Origin of the sequence: Rubinisphaera italica (assembly GCF_007859715.1) — a bacterium.
Taxonomy (GTDB): Bacteria; Planctomycetota; Planctomycetia; order Planctomycetales; family Planctomycetaceae; genus Rubinisphaera; species Rubinisphaera italica.
On the sequence record NZ_SJPG01000001.1, the window covers coordinates 3,726,180 to 3,744,254 of the forward strand.

General features: G+C 49.0%; 15 protein-coding genes. 8 read left to right on the forward strand and 7 right to left on the reverse strand.

Going from position 1 to position 18,075, the window contains the following annotated elements:
• Positions 1 to 46 precede the first annotated feature (46 nt).
• Positions 47 to 1,462: a sigma-54-dependent transcriptional regulator gene (locus Pan54_RS13920; RefSeq protein ID WP_146504054.1), complete on the forward strand. Its 1,416-nt coding sequence runs from the start codon at positions 47 to 49 to the stop codon at positions 1,460 to 1,462.
• 15 nt (positions 1,463 to 1,477) lie between these two features.
• Here the strand turns inward: Pan54_RS13920 and Pan54_RS13925 are convergent, their stop codons facing one another.
• From Pan54_RS13925 to Pan54_RS13940, 4 genes are all read right to left on the reverse strand, one after another.
• A complete protein-coding gene (locus tag Pan54_RS13925) occupies positions 1,478 to 2,491 on the reverse strand; it encodes a hypothetical protein (RefSeq protein ID WP_146504055.1) in 1,014 nt (337 codons plus the stop codon).
• A gap of 162 nt (positions 2,492 to 2,653) precedes the next feature.
• Positions 2,654 to 3,901, reverse strand: coding sequence for an outer membrane protein assembly factor BamB family protein (locus Pan54_RS13930; RefSeq protein WP_146504056.1), 1,248 nt, complete (start codon positions 3,899 to 3,901; stop codon positions 2,654 to 2,656).
• A 119-nt stretch (positions 3,902 to 4,020) separates the two neighbouring features.
• Entirely contained in the window at positions 4,021 to 4,320 is a 300-nt protein-coding gene (locus Pan54_RS13935; protein ID WP_146504057.1) for a hypothetical protein, read from the reverse strand.
• Between the two features lie 216 nt (positions 4,321 to 4,536).
• Complete coding sequence (locus tag Pan54_RS13940; protein ID WP_146504058.1) at positions 4,537 to 4,953, reverse strand: molybdopterin-dependent oxidoreductase; 417 nt, start codon at positions 4,951 to 4,953, stop codon at positions 4,537 to 4,539.
• 381 nt (positions 4,954 to 5,334) lie between these two features.
• On the opposite strand from Pan54_RS13940, the gene Pan54_RS13945 reads away from it, so the two are divergent.
• The 7 genes from Pan54_RS13945 to Pan54_RS13975 all read left to right on the forward strand — a co-directional run bounded on the left by Pan54_RS13945 (position 5,335) and on the right by Pan54_RS13975 (position 13,367).
• Positions 5,335 to 6,591, forward strand: coding sequence for a lactate racemase domain-containing protein (locus Pan54_RS13945; protein ID WP_146504059.1), 1,257 nt, complete (start codon positions 5,335 to 5,337; stop codon positions 6,589 to 6,591).
• Positions 6,592 to 6,677: 86 nt separating this feature from the next.
• Positions 6,678 to 7,487: an inositol monophosphatase family protein gene (locus Pan54_RS13950; RefSeq protein ID WP_146504060.1), complete on the forward strand. Its 810-nt coding sequence runs from the start codon at positions 6,678 to 6,680 to the stop codon at positions 7,485 to 7,487.
• Positions 7,488 to 7,550: 63 nt separating this feature from the next.
• Positions 7,551 to 9,563, forward strand: coding sequence for a phenylalanine--tRNA ligase subunit beta (pheT, locus tag Pan54_RS13955; RefSeq protein ID WP_146504061.1), 2,013 nt, complete (start codon positions 7,551 to 7,553; stop codon positions 9,561 to 9,563).
• 58 nt (positions 9,564 to 9,621) lie between these two features.
• Positions 9,622 to 10,680 (forward strand): acyltransferase family protein, encoded by a 1,059-nt coding sequence (locus tag Pan54_RS13960; RefSeq protein ID WP_146504062.1) that lies wholly within the window; start codon positions 9,622 to 9,624, stop codon positions 10,678 to 10,680.
• Between the two features lie 194 nt (positions 10,681 to 10,874).
• The gene (locus Pan54_RS13965; RefSeq protein ID WP_146506440.1) at positions 10,875 to 11,213 is read left to right on the forward strand and encodes a MazG nucleotide pyrophosphohydrolase domain-containing protein; all 339 of its coding nucleotides are present in this window, start codon (positions 10,875 to 10,877) and stop codon (positions 11,211 to 11,213) included.
• A 36-nt stretch (positions 11,214 to 11,249) separates the two neighbouring features.
• Positions 11,250 to 11,966 carry a class I SAM-dependent methyltransferase gene (locus tag Pan54_RS13970; RefSeq protein WP_146504063.1) on the forward strand — a complete coding sequence of 239 codons (717 nt, stop codon included), beginning with the start codon at positions 11,250 to 11,252 and terminating at the stop codon, positions 11,964 to 11,966.
• A 69-nt stretch (positions 11,967 to 12,035) separates the two neighbouring features.
• Positions 12,036 to 13,367 (forward strand): Trx7/PDZ domain-containing (seleno)protein, encoded by a 1,332-nt coding sequence (locus tag Pan54_RS13975; RefSeq protein WP_146504064.1) that lies wholly within the window; start codon positions 12,036 to 12,038, stop codon positions 13,365 to 13,367.
• A 46-nt stretch (positions 13,368 to 13,413) separates the two neighbouring features.
• On the opposite strand, the gene Pan54_RS13980 is transcribed toward Pan54_RS13975, so the two are convergent.
• The 3 genes from Pan54_RS13980 to Pan54_RS13990 all read right to left on the reverse strand — a co-directional run bounded on the left by Pan54_RS13980 (position 13,414) and on the right by Pan54_RS13990 (position 17,918).
• Positions 13,414 to 14,898 (reverse strand): sulfatase family protein, encoded by a 1,485-nt coding sequence (locus Pan54_RS13980; protein ID WP_207310141.1) that lies wholly within the window; start codon positions 14,896 to 14,898, stop codon positions 13,414 to 13,416.
• A 31-nt stretch (positions 14,899 to 14,929) separates the two neighbouring features.
• Entirely contained in the window at positions 14,930 to 16,222 is a 1,293-nt protein-coding gene (locus Pan54_RS13985; protein ID WP_146504065.1) for a class II aldolase/adducin family protein, read from the reverse strand.
• A 208-nt stretch (positions 16,223 to 16,430) separates the two neighbouring features.
• Positions 16,431 to 17,918, reverse strand: a complete 1,488-nt coding sequence (locus Pan54_RS13990) for an aldehyde dehydrogenase family protein (protein WP_146504066.1) — start codon at positions 17,916 to 17,918, stop codon at positions 16,431 to 16,433.
• Positions 17,919 to 18,075 lie beyond the last annotated feature (157 nt).

The window sequence follows — 18,075 nt, forward strand, 5'->3', positions numbered from 1 at the left end:
TGGGACTACAACCGCTTTGTGTAAACAGACAAGATAACTCTCAATTATGCCCGCAGATAAGAATGATTTGAATCGATATGGGATTCGCGTCCTGGTGGTCGATGATGATGAGCCGCACGCTCAGGCGGTCGCCGATGCGCTGAAACGGATCAATTGCGATTGCACGGTTTCGGCGTCGAGCAAGCGAGGCATCGAACTGATCGAAAGTGAGAATTTCGACGTTGTTGTGACCGACCTGATGATGGACGATTACGATGGTCTCGATATTCTCGAACGCACCAAAAAAGAATTGCCCGATGCCGAAGTGATTCTGCTGACCGGTCACGGAACGATCAACTCTGCGGTTGCCGCTATGCAGGGCGGTGCTTACACCTACATGACCAAACCGCTCGATATCAACGAGTTACGAACAGCGGTCGAGAAAGCAGCGACGCGTGTACGGCTGATTCGGCGGAATGCGGAGTTGAATCGCAGACTCGATGAAAAGTTTGGATTTGAGGGTGTGATTGGCAACAGTCCGGCCATGCACAAACTGATCGAAAAACTGAAAAACGTCGCTCCAACAGATGCAACGGTGCTGATTCAGGGAGAAAGCGGAACCGGAAAAGAACTCGTTGCCCGCGCGATCCATCAAAACAGCGATCGTAAAAACAAACCCTTCGTGCCATTGAACATCTCTGCTCTGCCGGAAAGTATTCTGGAGAGCGAACTGTTCGGCCATGAACCGGGGGCATTTACCGGAGCGTCAACAAAGCGGATTGGGAAATTCGAATACGCAATTGGTGGCACTCTCTTCCTCGACGAAGTTGGCGAAATGCCGATGGAAACACAGATTAAACTGCTGCGAGTGCTGGAAGATCGAAAAATAACCCGACTGGGAACCAACGAAGAGAAGCAGATCAATGTGAGGCTGGTCGCAGCGACGAATGCTCCGCTGCAGGAGATGGTCGAAGAAGGATCTTTTCGACAGGATCTGTATTATCGCATGCAGGTTGTGACGATCTATCTGCCGCCACTACGCGAACGTCGAGTCGACATTCCGCTACTGATCGATCATTTTCTCAAAGATATGTCGAAGCGATACAATAAAGAAGTCACTGGCCCCTCTCGTGCGGCTCGGCATTCTCTGATGGAGTACGAATGGCCCGGCAATATTCGTCAATTACGCAATGCAATTGAACGCATGGTCTTACTCGATACCGATGGTATTCTCGATCTTGACGATCTCCCTGAAGAGATTGCCCCACTGGAATACAACGAAGAAGAAGCCGCTGAGCATCTGGCTGGGATTGGTCTGGGATACGATCAACTCGTTGGCCAGCCTTTACGTGATGTGGAAAAATACTACATCGAAAAAGCGCTGGAAATGACAGGCGGCAAACGCGAAGAAGCCGCCTCCATGCTAGGCATTGGAGAGCGAACGCTATATCGCAAGATTAAAGAATATGAGCTAAAGAATTGAGACCTCGCAGGAAACTCAATCTCCTTCAAAACTGTTCGATCCAATTCGATAAGCCGTCGCTCCTGCCAGGAGAATCCATAGTGCATCGAACGGGCCTAAAGTCGTAAATACAGTTACGATGGAAGCCCACCCAAACAATGCAGTCACATTGAATGCCCCCTCGAATTCTTCGGCTTCTTTGATTTTGGCAGCCTTTTCTTCGGCGGAAAGAGCAGCCCACTGCACTTCTGCCTGCTTCCAAATCTCGGTCGGGTAATCCTTGGAATAATCGTAATTTTCGAAATCCGTGTTATCGTCATCCTCATATTCTGGCCATTGAATTTCGAGGCCGGCAGCTTCTTTCTCTTCGACGATGACATCGGCATATTCGGAAATCATGTACGAGTCACTGGCTTTGAACTCTTCCAAGTCATTGACCGCCGGCATGAGGGCCATAAAAAACATCCAGATCGCAAAGATTTTGCCCGCAAATACAGAGCCTATGGCGATGAAAACAGCGACGATTCCCGAAGCGGTATCTGCATTCTCCCCGGCTCCCATCAGCACGCCGAATCCGACCATGCCTCCAATTGCCCACGCGATCCAACCGACCTCATAACCTGTTGCATAAGCAATTCCACCCCAGATTAGAGCCCCGATAAAACCCGCTACACAGCCTCCAATCACCCAGCCAATAATGCCCAGTCCCTCATACGACTGAAACTGACTTCGCTTTTGTGAACTGGAGGATTTGACCTTCGCTTCACTACTGCGAGTATTTACTTTTCGGGTGACGGGTGCTGGAGCAGGTGGCAAATCGTCGGACTCAATTCGTTCTCCCGACTTTTCCAGTTCGTCGACTCCATCCAGCCAGTCATCATCTTCGTAAGAGAAGGGATTGTCCTCTTTCTTTTTTTCTGATGTTTGAGGCTCAATTCGGAAGGGTTCCCGGCATTGTGGACAGCGAATTTTCTTACCGACCAGTTCAAGTTTTTTGATTTTCAGCTTTTTATCACAATGCGGGCAGACAGCGACGATCGAAGTTGGCATGGAATATCTCAATTTGGGAAGTTAATCGTGTTTCGATCGCGCATCGCATCGATAATGTAAAAACGTTTACCCAAATCCTACCATAACACATCACTTTGTTCACGCATGAACAATCCACAAGTGGAAAATTATTCGTTTTCACGATGAGTGATTCAGTTTTCGCTATTCAGCAGCATTCAAATTGAAGCAGGCGACTTCATTATCATTGCGGATGAGCAAATAGCCGTTCGAGAGAGTCGGTAATGCTCGGGTCGTTCCCGTCAGGAGTTGAGCACGTTTGACTTCCTGATACTTCGCATCGTCCGCTTTGGCGATGACGAGTTCTCCATCGGTTTTCATGATCAGCAAATGCTTGTCGGCGCGAATGAGCGTCGCGTAGCCGAAACCGGATTGACGCCAGTTTTCTTTTCCAGTCTCCGGATTAAAGCTGACAAGATCGGCTGGTGGCCCATCCTGGCGTCCATCAATACCAATGAGCGATTGATTCACCGGCACGGGAGTCGTGTACTGAGAAGCCAGCGGTTCGAGTCCACTGTGGAGGACTTCAATGGATTGTTGATCGAACTTCGCCCAGACATTTCCAATCCCGTAGCTGGCTGTCAAAAAGAGATGATCATCGATAACCAGCGGAGCAGCTCCATTGACGGTTGGTCCCCGCATACCGAAAGGCGTTTGAAAGAGAAGTTGACCGGATTTGGGATTGAGTCCGACAGTCTCGTATCGCGTGCAGAAGATCGCGATGGGTTGATTGTTGAATTCGGTGAGCACAGGAGCAGAATAACTCGGTTGCCAGGCTCCATTCTGCCAGAGAGTTTTGCCAGTTTTGAGATCAAATGCGACCACGCCGGCATTCTGACGGAACCCGCCGACATTCACCAGAACCGCGTTTTCGAAGATGACAGGAGCACTACCAGCTCCAAAGTATCCTTCATCGGCTCCAAAGTCCTGATGCGTCTGTCGCGTCCAAATCACTTTTCCATCAGAAAGTTGCAAACAATGCAGGTCTCCGCTGGCACCAAAGATGACTACACGATCGCCTGCAATTGTGGGAACGCAAAGCGGTCCATCTTCCGGCACGACGCGAGGCTGATAGTTCGTGGGAAACTTCGTTGTCCACTTGAGTTGACCATCAGTGAGATTGCGAGCTTCGACGATTTCTTCATCATCAATCCGGTGGACGAAAACGGCAATCTGATCACTGGCAGCGACACCCGCTACCCCGGAACCGACAGGTGCTTTCCAGATTTTTTCTGGTCCCGCCTCGTCCCAGTTCAGACCGAGTTGTTCACCACGAGCAACCCCGTTTCGATTTGGCCCCAGGATTTGAGGCCAATCTCCGGCTTGAAGGGTGACGGGATTAAGTACCAGTATCGTCAGGAATGAGGTAACGATGACCGATGATCGTAACATTTGAGCATATCCATTAATAACAAATGCAGCGTGTTTCTGGATGCACTCTGCCAATCACTGCAGGTCTGGCCAGCAGTGGCACACGTCGAATGACATACCATAGACAGAGCAATCCGGTATTACGACCGAACTGGCCACTCATGGTAGCATTTGTTGCAGTGGAAGGCGACGATTGTGGCTGTGCCGGGAATTGTTCGACCTGAGGAGTTCAAATCGGCATCGTTCAATTCTATGGGATCGACGGCACAGGATCCGCAGGAACAACAGCTGGTGTTCTCGTGGAGCAGTCGAGCACGGTTCAAAGTCGAGGAACCCAGTTCTTCTTCACGATATGCTTTGATTCTAAGCCGCGGAAATGGAATGATAGAAGGTTCGTCCAGAGCGGTACCGCTGGGGCGGTAGATCGATATGCAACTCATCCTTGAGCCTTTCTTTCGACCGAATGATCAAAAATTTAAGTCACGGGAATTCAGTCTTCAAGACTGAGAATTCGCGATCCGAATGGAATCCATCCATTCGTTCACACCAGTTCTCAAACTCTGTCTGAGATTGGTGCGGTGATTTTTACCCTCGAAAAAATTGATTGACAAGTCAAATTTGCTCTTTTTTGTCAATTGGAAAAATACGCAATCTATTCACACTGTGACGAGTTCAACGTCAATACGATCCAAATGCTTGATATTAACGCAGTTATCGAGTTCTGCCTGTCCACAAACAACCGTTCCCGGAACATATAAGCGAAAGGGGCCTCCCTTTTCGAGGGGGATTTCCTCTCCATGAATCTCATAGACAAGTACAGCCCCCACGGGGATTAGTTGCCACTGAATCGACTTTTCAAATTGATCGTGACTGGCCTTGAGGCTGATTAGTTCAATATCCACTCCCTCAGGTTTGAGGGATTCGAGCAGGCTGCGAAACTTCAATCCCCGTCCTGGCCGACCTGGAATGAATTTTGAAATATCGGGAACCTGATATTCGTGAGGGAATTGGACAAATTTAACACGATCGAATTCAATCGAAACTTCACTTCCTATCGTTATAAGGATTTTCATGGCGATCCATCCAGGGTTTCTAATGCGGCTCTATTACTCTGTTCCAACTAAAATTTAGGGTGGCACTGGCTTGGCCCGTGCATCATAACTTCAGTCTTAGTCGCGACTTGCACTGACCAAGCCAGTGCCACACAACCCAAAGTCTTATGCGTTACAATCCACTATTTTCGCTTTTAATCCTTTTATTACCCAAAATTTAAGTTGAGCTGAACGGCTATTGCCTCATTTTAGCGAGGACGCCTTAAAATTATAGAATCTCTTAAGGGCATAATTGTCTTGGCTGGTTCCTCTATGTCGACTCTGCTAAGCTGACCTGCTTGCAGGAAACGAGTTGAGACTCGTCGACGATATTGAGGCTAACGTCTTTGGTGAAAATCAGTTATGACATCAACAATTGAATCAAAAAAACTGGAAACGATGTCGGAAGCAGCCGTTCGGACCTGGATTCAGGAGAACGTGGTTCTGGAGGATTTTGTCGGTAAGAAAGTGCTGATGGTTGTCCCCGACGCGACGCGCACCGCTCCACTTCCTCTACTATTTGATGAACTTCATCGACTGCTCAAGCCGAAAACTGAGGCACTGGATGTTATTTTCGCCCTCGGCACCCATCCTCCAATGTCCGAAGCTCAGATGTGCAAACTGCTCGGAATTGATGAAACCGAACGGCAACGGCTCTTTTTTCAGCTCGGATTGTTCAATCACGAATGGGATGAAGACGAGCGATTGACGCAACTCGGAGTGTTGACCGAAGATGACACCGAAGAAATTTCCGGCGGGCTGATGCGGGAAGAGGTCCCCGTCAAAATCAATAAACGAATTCTCGATTACGACATGCTGTTCGTTGTTGGCCCTGTTTTTCCGCATGAGGTAGTCGGGTTTTCAGGAGGGAACAAGTATTTCTTCCCTGGGATATCCGGTCCGGAAGTGCTCAATTTCTTTCACTGGCTGGGAGCTTTAATTACAAATGCGTCAATTATTGGTGTTAAAGACACTCCCGTCCGTCGCGTAGTCGATCGAGCCGCCAAACTGATTCCGTGTGAGAAACGGGCCATGACATTTGTCGTCGCTCCCGATGCCAGTTTGTATGGACTTTCCTACGGCACACCCGAGTTTGCGTGGAATGCTGCGGCCGATATTTCTTCGCAGGTCCACATCAAATGGCAGGATAAGCCGTTCAAGCAAATCCTGTCCTGTGCCCCCGAAATGTACGATGAATTGTGGGTGGCTGGAAAATGTATGTATAAGCTGGAACCTGTTGTCGAAGATGGAGGCGAGCTGATTATCTATGCACCTCATTTAACGGAAATCTCGATCACGCATGGCGATTTGATTCGCGAAATCGGCTATCATGTTCGAGATTATTTTGTGAAACAACCAGAAAAGTTCAGTCATATTCCTCGCGGCGTATTGGCTCACTCAACTCATGTTCGCGGTGGTGGAACATTCGAGGATGGCGTTGAATCCCCACGCGTCAAAGTGACTCTCGCTTCGCAGATTCCGAAAGAGGTTTGTGAAGAAATCAGCCTCGGTTATCGCGATCCTGAGACCATCGATATCGAATCCTTCGCCAATCGTGAAGATGAGGGAATCCTGCTGGTCCGGAAGGCTGGCGAGCATTTGTATCGACTCAAAGATTGAAGTACACGGATACTATTTAATAATTTGTGATGAAATCAAACATTCTACAGGCAATGCCTGTTTTCTAATTCAAATAATAATCAACTATGCCAAATACCGATTATCAATCACGTCTCGAATTCGCTCTCGATGCAGCTGAGCAGGCTCAGGATCTGATTCTGAAGTATTATCAGAATCAGGATCTGGCGATCGATTCCAAAAAAGATGACACGCCCGTGACCGAAGCTGATCGCGGAGCGGAATTGTTAATCCGGGAACTGCTGGAAAAGAGTTTTCCAGAGGATGGAATTCTCGGCGAAGAATTTCCGGAGAAGCCGGGGAAGAATCAGTTTCGCTGGATTCTCGACCCGATTGATGGCACAAAGTCTTTCGTGCATGGCGTTCCCCTGTTTGGTTGCCTGATTGGACTGGAAGAGATCGGCAAGAATGATGAGCGGCATTGTGTTGTTGGCGTCTGTCGTTTTCCTGCTCTCGATGAAGTGGTGTATGCAGCCAAAGGTTCAGGAGCCTGGTGGAAAATTAAAGAGAACGAACCGATTCCCGCACGTTGTTCCACGAACACCAATCTTTCAGAGGCTTGCTTCTGCACAACCAATGTCGCCCGCTGGGAACAGTTAGGTCTCTCGAAACCGTATTATACTCTCTGCAATGGCGTGCAATTGACCCGAGGCTGGGGTGATTGTTTCGGACACATCCTGGTCGCAACGGGCCGAGCCGATATTATGGTTGACCCAGTACTGAGCGAATGGGACGCAGCAGCTCTGCTGCCGATTCTCGAAGAAGCCGGCGGCCACTTCATCGATCGAGATGGAAATGCAACCATCTATTCGAAAAACGGTATGTCAGTCACAGCTGCGATGAAAGATCAGCTGCTGCAGATTATCAACGACAAATAAATTCAACCTGTAAGTTGCGAAGATCTCCAGACACCCGAACCCCGAGTCCCGAAACCCGATCACATGATAGTCAGCTGGAACTGGTTAAAAGATTACGTCACCCTCGATTGCGATCACGTCACGGCTGCAGAAAAGCTGATGATGTCCGGTTTGAATCTCGAGGAGATTGAGTCTCAGGGTGATGATTTCGCCATCGATCTGGAAGTGACCAGCAATCGTCCAGATTGTCTGGGACATATCGGTGTGGCGCGGGAGTTGACTGTACTGTTTGATAAGACATTACAGATCCCAGCCGCAGAGATTTCCACTTCTTCCGAAAAAACTTCAGATGTCACTTCGGTCGAGAATCAATCGCCCGAACATTGTACTCAGTATCAGGCACGCATCATTCGGGGCGTGAAAGTTGGCCCAAGTCCGGAATGGTTGCGAAAGCGATTGGAAACTCTTGGACTGCGATCCGTCAATAATGTCGTCGATGTGACTAATTATGTGCTCCTCGAATGCGGCCAGCCATTGCACGCGTTTGATTTGAATCGACTGGATGGAAAGAAGATTGTCGTCCGACAGGCGAAAAAAGGGGAAAAGATTCAGGCGATTGATGGCAAGGCCTACGAACTGGATGAGCAGATGTGCGTTATTGCCGATGCGTCTAATCCGGTTGCTATTGCTGGTGTGATGGGCGGCAAAGAGACCGAGGTTGATGAATCAACAACTGACCTGCTGATTGAAACGGCCAACTTTGCTCCTCTATCAGTGCGCCGAACAGCTCGCAAACTTTCATTGTTCAGTGATTCCTCTTTCCGTTTCGAACGAGGAGTTGATGTTCGCCAAATCGACTGGGCGAGCCGACGTTGCTGCGAATTGATTGTGCAGGTCGCAGGCGGTGAGATCCTGGAAGATTCGATCAAGGTCGGAAATTTTGAGCCAGTATTACCAGAGGGGATCACATTACGATTCGCTCAGGTTCCTCGGATTCTGGGAATTGATGTGCCGGTTGATGCGAGCCGAGAGATTCTGAAAAAACTTGGTTTGACCGAGCATGATTTTCAAGGCGAGTCTGCCATCTATTCTCCTCCCAGCTGGCGTGCAGATTTAACTCGGGAAGCAGACCTGATTGAAGAAATCGCCCGCATCTACGGCTACGATCAAATTCCTGAAAACGATCCTCCTCTGGTTCGTGCGACGGCTAAGTCCGACCAGGATCGGACGACCGATATCGTTCATCATGTCTTCAATGCTGCGGGCTTCTATGAAGCAATTACGATGTCGTTTGTCTCAGCCGAACTTTCTGCAGCCTTCAACCCGCGTGGACTCGAAACACAATTGCAGGTCGAGCATTCATCACGGAAGAAAGACAATCAGCTGCGGTCATCACTCATTCCAAGCTTGCTGGTTTCTCGTCGAGCGAATGAACGAACTGGAACCAGCAATTCTCAACTTTACGAAATCTCGCGAGTCTTCACAGGCTGGACCAAAGTGGGAGCGATTCAGCCGCTCTCCGTTGGCTGCGTGACCAGTCAATCATTCTTCGAACTCAAAGGTTTGCTCGAAACGCTCGTCAGCACTTTGAACCCACAACTCCACTTCGAAGCAACTGCTTGTGAAGCAACGGGCTATGCGAGCGGCCGAGTTGCCAGACTGAGTTTAAACGGGAAAGACTGGGGTTGGATTGGTGAACTGGATCGAAAGGTGCTGGATCAAGCGGGCTTGAGAGATGCGGTTACTGCTGCTGAGTTTGAATTGCAGCCGCTGATTGACATTCTCGACCAGGCTCCTCAGGCACAGGCAATTCCACAGTTCCCAGCAGTCGAACGGGATTTCAACTTCCTGATCAACGATGAAATCACGTGGCAGCAGTTGTCCGGGACGATTACTAAATCCGGTGGACCTCTTTTCACGGGTGTGGAATTCGTCAGCGAATATCGCGGCAAGCCGATCGAATCCGGAAAGAAGACTTATCTTGTGCGAGCAGCGTTTCGGTCAGCAGAACGCACCCTGACCGGCGAAGAAGTCGATACTGCTCATGCCCAAATTGTCGCTAATTGTGAGCAGGAACTGGCGGCTGTCCTGAGGTAGTTTTCTCACGTCTCTCTTCAATCCATTTCAAACTCCTCTTTGATAAGCAGTCAGGTGTATGAAAAAGATTGAAGAACTGGATGGGATTCGCGGGCTGGCAATCATTGCCGTTATTCTTTTTCATTGCCTGCGGTTTTCTCATACGATCCCTGCTCTCTCTTTTCTTGATCTCGTCTTTGGCAGTCTGTGGATTGGTGTCGATCTGTTCTTCGTGCTTTCTGGGTTTTTGATCACATCAATTCTCATCACACAGAAAGAGGCTGAGCACCGACTCAAAAACTTCTATATTCGACGAACTCTGCGGATATTTCCGCTTTACTTCTTTGTACTCGGTATTGTCCTTCTCTTGAGTTGTCTGAATATCTCCCCTTTCCGGGAGGTCTTCAGCGATCTGGTCTATCATTTTACTTACACCTTCAACATCCGTGTTGCCTTGTATGACTGGCCTGAAGCTCCGCTCCTGAATCATTTCTGGAGTTTGTGTATTGAGGAACAGTTTTATCTGGTGTGGCCGTTTCTTGTATTTTACACATCTCGAAAGAGACTTCATCGGATTTTAATAGCCGCCATTGCCTGCTCTCTTATTTGTCGATTCGGGATCCTGCTGACGACTCAATCATGGGCGACTCAATACGCCTTTCCGCTCTGTCGATTGGATGGATTGTCCATTGGAGCCCTTATTGCATTACGGTTTACCAGTGAGCAACCCAATTATCGACTTCCCCAAATCATTGGCACAATATCTCTTGGAGCGACAGCCTGTCTGTTTCTGATTTTTCGAGGCTTTCGCATCGAAGATCCCATTTTGATTTTCATCCTGCCCACCTTGATAGCCGCGGCTTACTTACCGATTTTCTGTACGGTGCTTGGCGTAGGGGATTCGTTACTCAAAAAAACTTTACGTTCTCGTATTCTCCGCTGGTTCGGAAAATACAGTTACGGCTTGTATGTGTACCATCAAATCATTCGAGTGCTTGTGCGTGAATATTGGGGCATTACAGAATCACCGCTCGGCTTGATCGTTGTCGGAGGACTTTCAGTTGGTTGCAGCGTACTCTCATTCAAATTCCTGGAAAGCTATTTTCTCTCTCTGAAAACAAAATATGCCCCTCATTGATTCGTTCGCGTCTCAAAACACTTTTCTGATCTCACCTCAATCAGATATCATGACTTCAGATGCGCTCTCGAACATATTCAATAATTACCTGCAACGTTCAGCAGGAGCAAACACGGCGTTTTCAGGACATTTCGTGTTTATGCGACTGTAGAAACCATTTAAAATGGTCTGATATTGGAATATCTCTAATGACAATGACGTCGAAAAAACCTGGACACGAAAACGACTCTCAGCTGACGGTCAACAAGTTACAAAAATCGATTCAGGAGATGTTTGGTCACAAAGACTCCCAACGCGGGGTCGATGGAACCTTCATGTGGTTTATGGAAGAAGTCGGCGAACTGGCCGGGGCATTGCGCTCGGATAATCGAGAAGAACTCGCTGGCGAATTTGCCGATGTGCTCGCCTGGCTGGTTACACTGGCCAATTTGACGGGGATTGATCTGGAGCAGGCTGTCGCCAAGAAATACTGCAAGGGTTGCCCGCGCTGCATGGCAGAGGTTTGTGAATGCCAGATTTCTGCGAAGCCCTAAACCGCGTATTACTTCCTGCTGAATTCTATTATCGAGATGTCGTTGACAAAAGCTCATAAAACCTCACTCCCTGATTGCATTGATCTCTGGCGAGATGAAGAAATTGATTTGGGAGTCCGTACACTTCAGTTGACCATTCCCGAAGATCCCGATGCCTTGCTCGATCGCCCTGAGGTCCTCGAAGAAAATCGGCAGACAGATTATGTCCCCTACTGGGCTTACCTTTGGCCAGCAGCTCGATCTTTTGCCAACATCATGGCTTCGCTGAAAGATCCGCATTCAAAAGAATTGCTGGAGATCGGTTGCGGCTGTGGACTTGTTGGCCTAGCAGCGATGACTAATGGAATCGAAGTGACCTTCAGCGACAATCGACTCGAAGCTTTGCAGCTTTCGGAATATAACGCCCGACAAAACAATCTACAGAATTATGAATTGCTGCAACTCGACTGGTTTCATCCTCCCAAAGAAAAACGCTGGGACTGGATCATCGCTTCGGATGTCCTTTACGAAGCTCGATTTCACGAGCCGCTGCTGGAGACAATCACACAACTGATCAAACCAGGTGGGCAAATCTGGATTGGAGATCCCGGTCGCGCTCTCGTCCTCGAGTTTGTCCGAATGGCCCAGCAACGCGGCTGGGAGCCGCTCGTTTACGATGCCGACCTGCAACTTCGTTCATTTCCATCCATCGGACATTTCCAGTTGCTTGTCTTTAAAATCGAAGCCGATCAAGATAACATCAACGACAGCTGATCATTCTTCTGAGGATCGTTCGACTCCAAAATGTTTGGCTGCTGAAATTTTAATTCTAAGGATTAGGCAATGTCATTCAGAAATTTGCTCTGTCTCCTGTTGTTGACTCTGATCCCTGCTTCGATTTCTTTTGCTCAATCCCGTGAAGAAAAAGTCCGGTCGGATCGTCAGAAAGTCCTTGAAGATGGCTTCTGGATTTACAACGATCTGGCCAAAGGATTCGAACAGGCTCGTCAGACCGGCAAACCTCTTGTTGTCGTTTTACGCTGTATCCCCTGCGTGGCCTGTGTGAAACTGGATGACGAACTTGTCGATCAGGATCCTGTCATTCGACCGCTGCTTAAAGAGTTCGTCTGCGTGCGAATCGTTTCCACAAATGGTCTCGATCTTTCATTGTTTCAGTACGATACCGATCAATCCTTTGCCGTCTTCATGCTCAATGCCGATGGCACAATTTACGGCCGCTTCGGCACCCGCTCACACCGTACCGACTGGTACGAGGATGTTTCTCTGACGGGCTTAGCCAAAGCTCTTCAGGGAGCCCTGAAATTGCATCAGAATTACCCGTCTAACAAAGCAGAGCTTTCTGGCAAACGCGGAAAGCCCCTCGAATATGCGTCGCCCGAAAAATATCCGTCACTCAAAGATAAATATCGAGATTCAATCGATTTCGCCGACAGCAATGTCGTTAAGAGTTGTATTCATTGTCATCAAATCGGCGATGCTCGCCGGGATTACTACTGGAGTCAGGGAAAAAAGTTACCGGAAGATTTGCTGTTCCCTTACCCGCACCCGAAATCAATCGGCTTGATTCTCGATCCCGAATCCAAAGCAACCGTTAAGGAAGTCACCTCAAACACACCTGCCTCGAAAGCAGGTTTACGTGCAGGCGATGAAATCGTGTCTCTGCAAAATCAACCTCTCCTCTCTATTGCCGATGTTCAATGGGTACTCGACAAAGCAAACCCTGAAGGCGATCAGTTGACAGCGGAAGTTGTTCGCAATGGACGTCCACAGAAGTTGACTATTGAACTACAGGATGGCTGGCGTCGAAACGGCGATATCTCCTGGCGAGTTTCTACCTGGCAACTTCGAAGAAAGTACTTCGGGGGGATGAAACTTGAAGAACTGACCAGTGAAGAACGAGAGCAGGCAAAAATACCTGCCGATCAACTTGCTCTACGTATCCAGCATGTCGGCAAATATCCGCCTCACAACTTTGCCCGGCGATCCGGCTTCAAAGAAGGCGATATCATCACCAGCTTTGATGGCACTTTGGATCTGCTCACAGAAACCGACTTGCTAATTCACGGAGCCGACAACTTCAAACCTGCTCAAATGGTTTCTGTAACGATTCTGAGAAATGGTAACGAGATTCAAAAACAATTGAATTTGCCATAAGTTTATTAAACAATAATTACAAGCACGTAGTGCTTGTACGCTTGAACTACTCCATAGATTTACTCGAACCTGAATCGCGAATTTTGAGGCATTCCGTTTCCAGTCGCTTGGCAATCTCAGGGTGAGACTCGATCACATTCTTCGTTTCAGCAGGATCATCCTGCATGTTGAATAAAAAGTAAGGCTGTTCGAACGGAGTTCCTTTCGGTGCCTGCCGACCTCCTGAACCATTCCCTAACACCAGTTTCCATTCCCCAGCACGGATGGCAAACATTCCATTGGCCGAGTGATGAATCACTGGAGCACGTGATGTTTTTCGAGTCTCACCTTTCAGCAAAGGTAAGAGACTGAAACTATCGGGAGCGGCCCCTTCCGGCAGGTCTTTGTTGATCACATCGGCTGCAGTGGCGAAAAAGTCGGTCAGACAAATTGTCTCCTTCGATTTGGCTCCAGCTTTGATATTTCCTGGCCAGCGGACAAAAAACGGCACGTGATGTCCACCTTCCCAGACATCGGCTTTTGTGCCGCGAAAGCTATCGTTTGCCATGTGATGCTCAGGGCGATATCCCTGCACCGATTCTTCATCGACATGATCCTTATCATCATTTTCAAGTCGATACATGTAGGAGCCATTATCACTCGTATAAACGACAAGTGTGTTGTCACGCACACCCGCATCATCAATCGACTTGAGAATATTTCCGACCGTCGCATCAACCTGATGCACGAAGTCTCCGTATGGCCCCAGGTCTGTCTGATTTTGAAACCGGGGATGAGGCATGACCGGTTTGTGAGGAGCCGTTAGCGGGACATAGAGGAAGAAGGGAGAAGACTTCTCGGCTCGATCAGCAATATACTTCTCGGCCTGAGCTGCAATATCATCCAGAACATTCTCCATGACCAAATCAGGACTTCGTTCTCCCTTACGAAGAAAGGCCGGAAATTTTTGAGCTTGCTGAGTCAACTCGGGATACTCTGTGATTTTCCCGTTTTCAATATACACATAGGGTGGAAAATCGAGAGACGCCGGGATGATGTAAGAATAATCAAACCCATGAGTATGCGGTCCATTGCTGACCGGTTTCGAGAAATCGAACTGATCGCCATCCTTTACAAAACCGAGCCCCAAATGCCATTTTCCAACGACACCTGTGGCGTAACCGTTGTCTTTGAGAAACTCAGCAATTGTTAGGCGGTCATCTTGAATCAGCGGTGTGCCGTAGCCATTCAGCACGCCTTTTTTCAGGTATGTTCGCCAGCAATATCGCCCTGTTACAACTCCATAACGTGTCGGTGTACAAACGGCCGATGGCGTATGTGCATCCGTAAAATTCATCCCCTCTGAAGCCAGCTGATTCAAATTCGGCGTCGGAATTTTCGAGTCTGCATTTAGAGCCTGAACATCTCCATAGCCCATGTCGTCGGCCATGATAAAAATCATATTTGGCCTGTCGTCTGCATGAGCGAGTGAGTAGGCCATGAGGCTTGTTAGCAAGACGGTAAGCAGATGACGCGTTAAGTTGGATTTCATTATGAGACCAATCAGCAGTTTAATGAGTATTTTACTTGAGATGAAATGCCTCACGTAATTCTTCGATGACGCTATCAGGCATGACCGATACTTTGCCGATCGCCTGGGCGTCGATGACCGCTTCTGCAGTTGACTCCAGAACTTCTAAACGGTCAAAGACGTCCAGCACACTCGAACCGGTGACGAGCACACCATCGTTTTCCAGAATAGCAGCCGGATTGCTGGCCGAGACGTAGTTGGCTATCCCACCATCATTTCCGTATTGAACCCCGTACTCTGCACGTTGCACATCTCGCAAAAAGACATAACTTTCCGGTATCGTGCGAACATCCAATGGCACGTCCGTCGCGCTGAAAGCCGTTGCATTGACGGGGTGTGCAAACACAATCGCCTGCACGTGAGGATGCTTTTGATAAATCGTCTGATGAGCACGTGCGGCTCGACTGGCCAGTTTGCCGATTTCACGACGATCTCCATCGACGAGTACAAAATCCTCGGCTCGTAACAGTTCACGATCTTTTTGTGTCGGCGTGATAAGAAACGATTCGCCATCGACGCGAGCGGAAAAACTTCCCTCCGTGCTAATCAATAATCGTTGCCGGCATCCGCGTCTGACGAAATCACAAAGCTGTCGACGCAGTTCCTGTTCCTTCGCCGAGGCGACACCGGGATCATACGATTCAAAATCGACACCACGTTGAGCAGCCTGTTTCAATTGTTGATCAGTCAGATAGCGTACCTCTCCCAATTGATTTGCTTTGACGAGCGTTTTGCCTGCAAACTCGAACGCTTCAAATCGCTCAAAGGTTCGTGCCAGATCACTTCCCCCAACAACCACGCCGTGATTTTCAAGAATGACACTGTCGCACGATTGTGCGAACATCTTGGCAATGCTTTCACCGAGAGCCTCACTGCCCGGACAGGCATAAGGAGCAAATCCGACCTTTCCACAAACACTATGTGCCTGATGGAACAGCCTTGTATTGGGGGTCTGCCGGGAAATGCTGAACGCGACCAGTGCAACCGGATGCGCATGTACAATGGCGTTGATATCCGGTCGAGTTTCGTAAATCGCCTTGTGAAAAGGAAACTCCGAAGAAGGAGGATGAAGTCCGTCAATCGAGCCATCCTGATGCACACAAACGATATCGTTCCGAGTGAGATTACCCTTATCGACACGAGCGGGTGTAATCCAGATGTTCCCTGCAGAATCGCGTATTGAAAGATTACCACCAGACGTGGTTGTCATTCGATAACGATAAATGCGGTCCATCGTTCGCATGATTTCATCACGAGGATGGATGACGTTGCGAGGCTGATTCATTTTACGTTCGCAGTTCTTTGAGCAGAGAGATTCAGAACGTCAGACGATACGTGATCTGAAAATATTGATATGTGGTGGCGGGGGCGATCCGCCTTAGCGGAAGCCCCCTGAAAACTCAACGATTCGGGGGCTTCTCTTCGAGAGCGCCCCCGCCACCCTTTTCGAAATGACACACGTTATGAGTTCGGGTTTCAGCTTATTGGACTTCTTAGAGTGGTCTAACAACTGAAGTACTACGGTAGTAGTCCATCAGTGTTTCGATGGAGAGCACGCCACCCCCCATTCCACTCTTGTTGACTCCACCATAAGGGACGCCATGGGCAAACACGTTGTGTGCGTTGATCCAACTGTTTCCAGCTGTCATCGCTTCAGCGACTCTGTTGGCGCGATCGTCATCTTTAGTCCAGACACTGTTGGCTAGACCGTAATCGGTATCGTTGGCCTTTGCGATCGCTTCCTCTTCGGTTTTGAATGTCGAGAGATAAGCAACCGGCCCGAAGATTTCTTCACGGGCTGCGACATTGTCGAGAGAACCTGCCAGCAATGTCGGTTTGACATAATTGCCCTCGTATCCTTCCACCTCAGCAGGACCGCCGCCGCAGAGGCATTCCGCTCCGCCTGCTTTTCCCTTGGTCTGATATCCGAGCACGCGTTCGTGTTGCTTTGGATTAACAACTGGCCCCATTTGACTCTCGGGATCGAGTGGATGTCCGATTTTAATGTCCTGCATGAGATCCTTGCAGTACCCGACAAATTCATCGTAAATGTCCTGATGAATCAACCAGCGGGTAGCATCGCAACAGACCTGACCGGTGTGGAAGGTGATGGCACCGACAAGAGCTTCTGCCGTTGACTTCACGTCGACATCATCAAATACAACCGCCGCTCCTTTGCCTCCCAGTTCCAGTTTGACCGGAACCAGATTGCGCCCGCAGGCCTCTCCAACCAGTTGTCCAACTTCGGGCGAACCTGTGAAGGACATCCGTTTAATTTTCGAATTGTTCGTCAGTGCAGAACCAGCCGTCGCACCACGTCCGGTGACGACATTAATCACACCATCGGGCACACCCACTTCTTTAGCAAGATGAGCCAGGTAGATTGCGGAGAGCGAAGTATCTTCCGCGGGCTTAATGATGACCGTATTTCCTGCTGCCAGAGCAGGCGAAATTCCCCAGCCGATGAGCAGAAATGGAAAGTTCCAGGGGAAGATAAACGCACACGCTCCCCAGGGTTGTTTGAAGGTCCAGGCATCGTGGCCCGGAACATCCAGTGTTGTTCGCAATTGAACCTCATCGGCTAGTCCGACAAAGTAGCGGAGGGTATCCACAAAGTTCTGGATATCACCAGCAGCCTGAGCTTCAATTTTGCCAGCATCCAAGGCTTCAATTTGTGCCAGGATTGGTTTTCTTTCTTCAACCGCATCAGCCAGTTTTCGCAGAATACTGCTCCGCTCTTTCTGAGATAACCCTGACCAGGCCGGGAAGGCTTCATTGGCAATATCGACGGCTTTATCGATCTCCGCTGCATCCAGATCATGGATCTCTGCGATTTTTTCTCCAGAACCGGGATCGATTGTGGCAATCAATTCTCCAGATGCAGCCGGAAATTCGCGGCCGCCAACGAAACCCGCAAACGGACTTTGATCCAGAAATGCTGCAACTTCGGGAAGTACTTCAACTTTGGTGGAAACGCTCATCGTAATTATCTCCTTATCAATTTTGAACGACAATCTTTACTTCATAATAAAATCAGTAACGAAAGTCCTTAAAACTCGGTTGGCGGGGGCGCTCTTGAAGAGAAGCCCCCGAATCGTAGAACTTCCGGGGGCTTCCGCTAACGCGGATCACCCCCGC